This is a genomic window from Marivita sp. (assembly GCF_965656765.1).
In the GTDB taxonomy this organism is placed as follows: Bacteria; Pseudomonadota; Alphaproteobacteria; order Rhodobacterales; family Rhodobacteraceae; genus Marivita.
On sequence record NZ_CBFHLV010000036.1, the window covers coordinates 22,861 to 31,956 of the forward strand.

The 9,096-nt window shown below is 57.6% G+C and carries 7 protein-coding genes; 2 read left to right on the top strand and 5 right to left on the bottom strand.

The window, feature by feature from the left end; translation table 11 throughout:
- Positions 1-48: 48 nt before the first annotated feature.
- From ACTG4M_RS10915 to ACTG4M_RS10925, 3 genes are all read right to left on the bottom strand, one after another.
- Positions 49-4,131 carry a translocation/assembly module TamB domain-containing protein gene (locus ACTG4M_RS10915; protein WP_439123689.1) on the bottom strand — a complete coding sequence of 1,361 codons (4,083 nt, stop codon included), beginning with the start codon at positions 4,129-4,131 and terminating at the stop codon, positions 49-51.
- A 1-nt stretch (position 4,132) separates the two neighbouring features.
- Entirely contained in the window at positions 4,133-5,923 is a 1,791-nt protein-coding gene (locus ACTG4M_RS10920) for an autotransporter assembly complex protein TamA (protein WP_439123690.1), read from the bottom strand.
- 196 nt (positions 5,924-6,119) lie between these two features.
- Positions 6,120-6,629 (bottom strand): hypothetical protein, encoded by a 510-nt coding sequence (locus tag ACTG4M_RS10925; RefSeq protein WP_439123691.1) that lies wholly within the window; start codon positions 6,627-6,629, stop codon positions 6,120-6,122.
- 67 nt (positions 6,630-6,696) lie between these two features.
- On the opposite strand from ACTG4M_RS10925, the gene ACTG4M_RS10930 reads away from it, so the two are divergent.
- Positions 6,697-7,092, top strand: coding sequence for a hypothetical protein (locus ACTG4M_RS10930; protein WP_439123692.1), 396 nt, complete (start codon positions 6,697-6,699; stop codon positions 7,090-7,092).
- A complete protein-coding gene (locus tag ACTG4M_RS10935; protein ID WP_439123693.1) occupies positions 7,064-7,768 on the top strand; it encodes a winged helix-turn-helix domain-containing protein in 705 nt (234 codons plus the stop codon). Before ACTG4M_RS10930 ends, ACTG4M_RS10935 begins: the two co-directional genes overlap by 29 nt.
- A gap of 36 nt (positions 7,769-7,804) precedes the next feature.
- Here ACTG4M_RS10935 and ACTG4M_RS10940 read toward each other — a convergent pair whose 3' ends face one another.
- The gene (locus ACTG4M_RS10940) at positions 7,805-8,584 is read right to left on the bottom strand and encodes a 3'(2'),5'-bisphosphate nucleotidase CysQ (RefSeq protein WP_439123694.1); all 780 of its coding nucleotides are present in this window, start codon (positions 8,582-8,584) and stop codon (positions 7,805-7,807) included.
- Positions 8,571-9,096, bottom strand: a 526-nt coding sequence (locus ACTG4M_RS10945; RefSeq protein WP_439123695.1) for a metallopeptidase TldD-related protein, incomplete at its 5' end; no start/stop codon positions are given. The genes ACTG4M_RS10940 and ACTG4M_RS10945, both read right to left, overlap by 14 nt.

The window sequence follows — 9,096 nt, forward strand, 5'->3', positions numbered from 1 at the left end:
GTCGGTACATACAATCTGGCGGTACTGACTGGCTGTTCAATTGGCACGTCAGTAATCCCGTTCGAAAAACACACCCACCGACGAATTCCCATTGTTGTCGACACTGCCACGCGCGGTGATCTCATCGGTCACGTCAAGGTTCAGATTGATTTCGGTCCGCCCGCCGCTTTCGACAACCACGTCTGAATAGACGTTGTCGGAAATATATTTACCTGCGCGAACTGCAGTTCCGCCATCTTCGGTCTGGCTCACATCCAGATAATCCAGCCCAAATCCGTCCCGCAGCCGTGACAAGAGACCGATACCACCGCGCCCGGCCAACGTTGCGACGGCATTTGCCAGTTCTAGCGCCTGCAACGCAGAGAGGTTAGACAGGTCGCGCCCAAACAAGAGCTGTGCAAGCACTTCGTCTTCCGGAAGCTCGGGACTTGAGGAAAACGTAATGTCGGGTGACGATGCAGGCCCATCCAGAATGACAAGCACGGTTATCCCGTTGGCATCAGTTTCAGCGACGAACCTCAACACCGGGTTAAAGCTTCCGCTCATCTGAATGCGTCCTTCATCCAGAACAAAGCGCTGGTTCAGGATGTCCAACCGTCCACGTACGAGCTCAAACCCACCTTGCGGGATGATATCCGATGTCGGTCCGGTCAACCGCAATTGCCCGGCCAATTCCGCATCCAACCCGCGTCCGCGCACGAAAACCTGTCCGGGCGCGGTAAGCGTTAGGTCCAGCCGCGTGCTTGATGGTCCGCGGGTCTCTTCGACGGCGGCATTCGCTGATCCTGTAAGTCCCGCGCGGTCAAGCGTCCGCATCACCGGACGGGTTGCGCCCAGATGGTCCATTGGCGGGATGTCCCCCAGTGCCGAAACACCGGACGACGGCACCTGTATTTCGGTTTCGTTGAGTCGCAGATCCCCGCTTACCAACAAGTTGCGTCCAATCGGACCGCTCAATGAAACGTTGCCGTCAACGCTGGTGTCGTAGAGATCAGGATCGCGCACACCAAAACGGTTAAGCGTGGCAGTTATGTTGGCGTCCAACGACGTCAGACCTAGCCGACCGTTCACATCAATGGACCCACCGTTGTTCCCTTGCGCGGCAATCCCAAGCAGCGCCGCGCCGTTCGTCAACTGGACCTGCCCTGTAATAGGTGCCAGAATGATGCCCAGAGTTGGTGCGCTGAACTCGGCGCCCTCTGGTGTGATCGTCCCCGACAGACTACTTAAAGCCAACGGTCCGGACACACGCAAATCCATATTTGCACGCCCATTCACGCGGCGCGGTGAAATGAAGACATTTGCAAGTCCCAAAGGCGCCGAACCGTTCACGCTCAGATTGGCAGTGCCGCCATTGGCCACCCGCCCACCAACGGCAAGCGTCGTGCCGCCCGGGCCCTGCAGATCGACATCCACGACATAACCATCACTTTGCTGTCCAACGGTTCCATCAACCACCAACGCACCTTGGAAATCGGGTGCAATCAGTCCGACGTTCGCCAACCGCGCGTCAATCTGAAGATTGCTCAGCGGGCCGCTGACCCTTGCAGTGATCTCGGGGTTTTCAATGTTGGCCGACAGTTGCCCTAACACGCCATCCTGTGTGGATGCGCTGAATTCGAACCGCGTCACGCCTCCCAATAGCTGATCGACGGTGGCGTTATTGATCCCAAGTTCAGTCCCTTGGCCGCGTGCGGATACGTCGAAATCGCCGCCGTCCTGATAGGTGCCGTTCACATCAATCGCCGCGCGACCGCGTACATTTTGACCAGCAAGAGCGGACAGCGGTGCAAGGTTCTCGGCCACCAGTGACACGGCAAACTGCGCATCGGGAGCAGTTAGAGCTTGGGTCACCAACGCCGATCCGGTCGCGTCGATCGCTCCGGTGTTCACAGCGAACGCTTGCAAGGTCAAGCGCTCAGCCTCTTGTAGCCAGTCGAAGGTCGCCGTCACTGTGGGATTTGATCCAAGGGCATCCGCCAGACGTCGATCGCTCAGCCGAAGCGCTGAGCCTGCTACACGCAGATCTCCACCGGCAGAGATTAATCCTCCGCTTTCTGATTGCGCGATATCGCCATTACCAGCCAGCGCCAAAGTAGTTGCTGACGCCTGTGGTGAATTCAGATCGCGCACCGCAATATCGGCCTGCCACGCGCCGCTTGGCCCACCTGTGGCGGTCACATCGACTGTACCATTGGTAAGTGTCAGGCCACCAAGGAACGGCAAGCGCACGGGCTGCGTCTGGTTCGACAGATCAGCTGCCAGGTCAAGGTTACGCAGCGTTGTTCCAGTTAGTGTCACCGATCCGTCTAGAACGGCTTCGCCATCCGCTTCACCAGGATACACTCGGTCCAGATTGCTCAGAACACCATCGAACTGCACAGACGTGTCCTGACTGGTGATCGTGCCATTCGCTTCAAGACTGATTTCGGGCGTCACCACACGTGCTGACCTGATTGTCGTTCCTGTCTCGTCCCGGCGCACGTCAATGCGCGCTGAACCGACGCCCGACAACAATCGGTCCGCGACGTCTTGGCCAATGGCGAGGCCAAGGGTGGTGCCATCTACCGCCAGATCGACCATACCAGAAAGCGGAGCGAGGTCGCCATCGACCTGTACGTCGACCCGGCCTTCCAACGGGCGACCCGCTAGGTCCGAGAACCGTGTAATGTCTTCGGCCAGCAACCGCAGATCGACCGAAAGCGGCATGTCGTTTTCGCTTGTCCATGTCGCCGTACCGTTCAAACCATAATCCGGCCCATTTGCCTCAAGGCCGCTTACCCGGATCGGTTGCCCACTGCGGTAATCAACGCGGGCAGCCCCCGACAAGTCGGTCCCAACGGCAGCAGCCAAGGCCGGATCGGTCAACGCCAATGTTTCTGCCGCCCATGTGAGGTCGAGCTCAAACTGCCCGTCCTGCTGTGCAAAACTTTGCTGGTCGATCTGCCCACGGCCGGACAGGGTGAGCGCGTCTAAAGTGGCATCAGGGCTGGTGAAATCCTCTAGCCGCGCGTCAAACGTCAGATCGCCGTTCAGGGCAGCATCGAAAGTGACCGACGCCACCTGCGTGTCGCCGCCACCGAACGGAAGGACAACAGGTCCATCATTGGGGTTTGTGATTCGACCTTCTGCGTCCAAAGCCTCAAGCCAACCAGTCTCTGAGACAACCGCACTGCCGGTGAGTGACAGCGTGTTGGCCGTGAGATCGAATTGTGGCAATTCCATCCGTCCGGATGCCTCGCGGATCACCCTCGCTTGCAAACCGATGTCGGTGCCGAAAAAATCACGGGTTTCTTCGGTCAATAGCGGCGTCGGATCGCCATTGATATCGACCCGCACATCCCAGTTACCTGCGTCTTCGGGCGCAAGAATCTCAACTGTACCGGTGATCCGGGGCTCATTGTCTGTCGCCAGTGCGATATTGGCGGTGAAATCATCAACCTGTCCGTCACCCTGCACGGTAAGCGCCAGAGCTGGCTCGCCGGGTATGCCCAGTAGTGTCGCAGCCAAACCACCTTCGGCCTCTTCAGCGTTAAGATCGACGGCCAATTGCCGTGATGATGGATCATAGCTTGCCGCAAGCGCGAACTGCGCCTGATTGCCGTCGATCCGGTCGAGGTTGAATTGAAGGTTAGCTCCGCCATTTTCCAGCTCTGCCGCACCGGTGATCCGGAATTCGGCCTCTTCGCCCAGCAGCGGTGCCCCCAATTGGACCGATTGCACCAAAATTTCTTCGATCTTGATGGACACTGGCAGGTCAGGGATGCTGAACTGCGTTGCTTCTGGGTTGGGGACTTCCGGCCCGGCATCCGGCGTGCGAGAGACAACAACCCGTTCAGCCGAGAAAGAAGTCACATCGACGGTTCCCCGCAGTAATGCTGCCCGGCGCCAGTCCAACACCACGTTTTCGGCTCGGAACCATTCGCCATCGGCGTCCGAGATCGCGATCAGCTCAATCGTTGCTTCGCTCGACAAAGCGCCTTGGAAGCCTCGAATGCGCACATCGCGGCCTGCGCCAGACAGTGTGTCTTGCAATAGCCCGGCCAGGTATCCCGGGTCGTCGTCGGTCTCTTGTGCAAAGCTGACAACAGGCCACCAAAGAAGGACGAGAAGGGTCGCGATGAAGCGCATATCAGAATGCCTGACCAATACCGATGTAGATTTCGTAGTCCGTGCCCGCACCGTCACCGGTCACCGGCGTTGCGATATCAACGCGAATGGGGCCGATCCCGGTGTTGTATCGTAGGCCGAAACCCGCGCCTGCGTGCCAATCGCTATCGCCGGCAAATCCGCTTTCCTCGGTGATCATCCCGGCGTCGTAAAAACCAACCAGACCGATATTTTCGCGTACACTGGCGCGCAATTCTGCCGACAGCGCCGCAAAGCTTTGGCCACCGGTGAATTCGCCATTGTCCGCGGTCACACCCAAGGATTGATAGGGCTGTCCGCGCACCGTGCCGCCGCCACCTGAATAGAAAAGATAGTCCGGAACGGTGTCTTCAAGGCTAGGCCCCCAGACCGATCCAATTTGCGCCCGTCCGGCCAACACGAACCGGTCATCGGTACCAAACCCGAAATAAGCCCGCGCGTCTGATGTAAAGCGCAGCCCGCTTTCGGTTTCGTCCAATCCCAGAAACGGAGTTGCAGTTGCTGAAAGGTAAAACCCCCCCGTCGGGTTCAACGAGACATTCCGCGTGTCATAGGTTGCGCCAAAATTGGCGGTTAGTAGCTGGAACTCGCGCTCGCCAAAGGCGTCTTTGGTGTCGATATAGCGGTAACCCAATCCGAACGACGCGTTCAGTTGATCGGAAAACCGGTGTGACAGGCCTGCTGAAACATTCGCCTGATTGCTGGAAAAGCCAGGCTCGTTCAGTTGCTCGATTCCCGCGGTCAGATAAAACTCAGTATCCGGCGTAAAGGTCGCCGGCCGCCCATAGGTCAGGTTCAGCGAATAATCCATCTCGTCTGCGTCGGTGCCGATTCTGGACACTTCGCCTTCGACACGCAACCGCTCTGCACCCTGAAATAGGTTGCGATGCAGCCAGAACGCGCTGATCTTGCCGCCTTCTTGTGTCGACACCTCAGCGCCAAAGCCGAAGCGGCGCGGCTTTTGTTCTGCCAGCTGCACGTTCAGGTCTAGCGTGCCATCCGAGCCCGGAGTTTCCGCCTCTGCAATCGCCACAGAACTGAAGACTCCCGTTTGCCGCAAACGCCGTTCAGCCTGAGTGATTTCTTCCGGGTCAAACAGGTCTCCTTGCGGAATACCTGCGATCTCGCGCACTCGTGTCCGGCGGATCTTCTCGTTGCCCGTCACAACAACATCGCCGAACCGTAGGCGCGGCCCGGGGGTCAGGCCCAACTGAACGTCCAGTTCGCGATTTGGGTGATCCGCGATGATCTGTTGCTTCGATAGACGCGCCTTGGCATGCCCGACACTGCGCCACCCGGTCACACCGGCATCGGCTGCCTCGCGGATTGGTGCTGTTCCTGCGCGTGCACCGGTTTGGAATGTTCCGGGAATTGCAGTGCCTTCAGCCAATGGCGCGATGTCAGCCCGCCCAAATCGGAAACGCGGGCCGGGGTCTACGTCGATTACGATCGTCGTGATCGAAACTGGTGCCTCGAAGGGGGAAATGCCCGCGGCCTCGCGCCCGTCGACCTTGATCGATACCACGGGGGAAAACCGACCACCGTCGTAAAGTGCTGCAACAATCCTTCGGTAATCGGTCTGCGCCGCCGCGATCAGGCCTTGTGGTGTTGCCTCTCCGCTGTCGACCAAAGCGTAAAGCGACATCGCATCTTTAAGCTCGCTGCGCAGCTCGTCACTGCCGCCTGGAATGTTGAGATCTAGGTTTTGTGCCGCCGCAATGCAGGGAGCAGCCATCAGCCCTGCGCACAACATCGTGCGTTTCAGACTGCTCATTTGCCCTAAACCTCGTGTTTTGTCTGACCTCAGCTTAACAGGCGAACGACTCACCGTGCAAATGGGTTCCGCATCGTTTGCGTCACAATCCCGGTAGAACTGGCCAAAATGCAAAAAAGCACGCATGGCGTGGGGCCACCATACGTGCAAGGTGCAGGGAGCTAAGGACCAAAGCTCCCCGTAGATGTGGCGCAGTTTAGCGGCGCGCCAGCGTGTATCCCCGGTGACGCAAGCAGGGCAGGGCGTAGGCATGGGTCGCGCCGCGTCGTGTCTCGACTTTCATCCGGCAGGCTTTGGGCAAGGACCGCGCGCTGATGTTGTTGCGCGAAAGGCAACGGCTCATCACCACGCGATTGACATGGCCGCCTTGGATTCGGCGCACACATTGGCTCGGCAAAACGTCACGATGACGGGGTCTTACATCGCGTGGAACAACTTTGGGGATCGGCTTTTGGTGGACCTTCACAGACGATTTGGGTTTTTGCCCCGATTGATGGTGCGGCTTGTAATGCGTGATCGTTTTGGACTTTTCCTTGCGGTCATTGTCGCGCGAACTCTGTATCGCCTTGCCGATGATGAAAACCGTCGCCGCACCCGCCAGCAACTTGGCGATATCGTCTTCTGATGCGGCACGTGCCGGCGCTGCGGAAAATGCGGCGATTGTGGTGGATACTGCCAGAACGACTGCGATGAATTTGCGTGACATGGTTGGGTTCCTTTCCCTGTCTAAGCCAGCGATGGCGTGTTATGGCAGGGGCATCGGGCCGCTGCCTGTGACATCGATCTCGGTCGAGCAGGCAAAGACAGGCAATATCGGTGTCGCGCTATCCGATAGCAGCACAGGCGTTATTGAATTTCATCCGTGTTCGCCGCAGGTTGTCGATATGAAAATCATTCTCCCCTTTCTGGTGATTGCCGTGCTCTGTATGCCTGCCGCTGCGCAGGCCGCGTGCTATGCCGATTACAAGGCCAAACAGGATGCCCCGCTACGCCTACATTATGGCGTCGCGAAAATTTCGGGTGATTGCACGCCCGCCTCTGCAGATCGAGAGCTACAGGCCCGGCTGGCGCAGGCGGGATGGACGCTGCTCAATGTGGTGTCGGTCTTTGATGAAAACGGGCTTGCCGAAAGGAAAGAAAGTGCCGGACCTCACTTCCTCCGCTACTGACACGCGCCGTTCAGGCACCCGGATTGTGGTGATCGGCATCAGCGTAATTGTCGCATTGCTCGTGTTGGCCGGGGTCTTTCTTGTCCTGACGCTTCCAGATGCCAATGCTTTTAATGCGCGAGTAGAACAGATCTTCGTAGAAAACGACGATTTGACATCGCAGGCCGAGGTTAAGCTTCTAGAAATCCTTGCCCAGGCTGGCACCGCGTTTTCCGACACGCTAGCGGGCTACCGGACCACGATTTTTGTTCTGCTAATTTTTGCCACTGCCATGCTGATCGCCGCTTTGGTGTTTCTGGTCATGTTGGTCATTCTGAACCGTCGCATGGCCCAGATCGAACGGTCAGGCATTCAGGTAAATTCCCTGATTGTCAGCCGAGAGGAAAACACCGTTTATCTGAACACGATGGGGTTCAAGCTGACCGATGCGATGATGGAAACCATTTCGATATTGGCCGAGGCGCGGATGGATGACGAATTACTGTCCGGTGCCCAGATCGAAGCGATCGTGTCCGGCCGCATCGAAAGCGATTGTGATGAGGCTGCAGGTGCGACCCGTATCAAACGCTTACGGGATGGGTTGGGAAACCAGTTGGTTAGTGAGCTGCTGATCAAAAACATAGCCCGTCGCGGGTATATGCTTGCGATCGACAAGGACGTGATCGAGGTGCTGTGACCTGATACAGGATTGTTGAGTGTCGCTTTGTCTTGGTCAGGTATATACCAGCTGCCGCGCAATCTTGGTGTGCAGTTCGCGCGATGCACCCAACACACCCGCAGTTTGCGGAACCCGGTTATTGAATCGTAGCGCTGCCCCATGTCGGTCAGTCACGGTCGCCCCGGCCTCGGACAAAATCAGTGTCCCCGCTGCGATGTCCCATTCCCAACTGGGGCGAAACGTCAACATCGCATCATAGCGCCCTTGTGCCACCAGACACAGCCGGTAGGCGAGAGAGGGGCGATGCGAACGCGCAAAACCGGGAACCGTGTCGCGCCAATGAATTGGGTCCATGTTTGGCTTGGTGGCCAGTACCCGAGCATCATCAATTTCCAATATTTCAGAAACACTTAGCTGTTCCCCATTGCAATGTGCGCCATGCGTGATGCTTGAGGAATAGAGCAAATCCATTTCTGGCAGGTAAACAACGCCTTGGGTGATCACGCCATTTTCAGCAATCGACAACGAATGCGCCCAAGTCGTTTCGCCCGCTATAAAGCTTCGTGTTCCGTCAATCGGATCGACGATGAACAGTCGGTCTTTCTCAAGCCGTTCTGGCGTGTCTTGGGTCTCTTCACTTAGCCAACCAAAGTCGGGTCGCGCCGTCGTCAGCATGTCGCGCAGCGCGTTGTCCACCGCATAATCTGCCTGCGTCACCGGTCCGGCATCGTCTGGCTTATGCTCTACATTCAGGCCTTTGGCCTTGTGGTGCAAAGCGATCTCACCCGCTTGGCGTGCGGCGTCGATCAGAAGGTCAAGATCATTCTCCGGCAAGCGTCAGTCCTTCAACCAACAGCGACGGTATAACTCGGCTCAGCCATGGGCGTGCATCATTTGCCGGAGTGATTTTCTTCAGCATTTCGATGAGATTACCGGCAATGGTCACGCCGCTGACGGGATAGGCCACTTCGCCGTTTTCCACCCAGAACCCCGCAGCGCCCCGAGAATAGTCGCCGGTGTTGGGGTTGATCGTCGATCCAATCATAGACGTGACAACCAATCCGGTGCCCATGTCTGCGATTAGCCCTGCACGATCTTTAATCCCTTGGGTCAGTGAGACATTGGAAACACTCGGCGACGGCCCACCCGTGGTTCCACGCGACGCGTTACCTGTCGGATCAAGACCCAACTTTCGTGCAGTTGCCAGATCAAGTGTCCAACCTGTCAATACACCATCTTTGACGATATCACGTTTTTGCGTTGCAAGCCCTTCGGCATCGAATGGACGTGACCCACCGACGCGAACGCGGTGCGGATTTTCGGTCAAGCTAAGTCCTTGAGGTAGG